The organism is Kitasatospora sp. SC0581 (assembly GCF_048159585.1).
GTDB lineage: Bacteria > Actinomycetota > Actinomycetes > Streptomycetales > Streptomycetaceae > Kitasatospora.
Genome location: NZ_JBLRWA010000293.1, coordinates 1 through 331 on the forward strand (window position 1 = coordinate 1; position 331 = coordinate 331).

The 331-nt window shown below is 72.2% G+C and carries 1 pseudogene; it reads right to left on the reverse strand.

Going from position 1 to position 331, the window contains the following annotated elements:
- Positions 1-247, reverse strand: a pseudogene (locus ACLWS4_RS38145) (hypothetical protein); the annotation flags it as partial.
- Between the last annotated feature and the right edge of the window lie 84 nt (positions 248-331).

The following is a 331-nucleotide window of genomic DNA, read 5'->3' on the forward strand; positions in this document are numbered from 1 at the left end:
CGGCGCCCTCGCTGGCGACCACCTTGGCCCGCCAGAACTGGCCGACCGCGGGGGCCTCGACGCCCTCCCGGGTGGTCAGGCCGACGGTCTCCGGCGCCTGGTGGGCGGAGCGGCCCTCGACCACACCGTCCTCGATCGACTCGATCAGCACCTCTACCTCGGTGCCGATCCGCTGCTCGGCCCGCTGGGCGGTCACGTCGCCGATGGTGTCGGTGAAGAGGGTGTCGGCGGGACGGAGCGCGTTCATCACCTCGCTCGTCCGACCGAGCGGTTCGACGGACACCGAGTCCGCGGGGAGCCTGGCGTACAGGGCTTCGAGGAATTCGGCGGT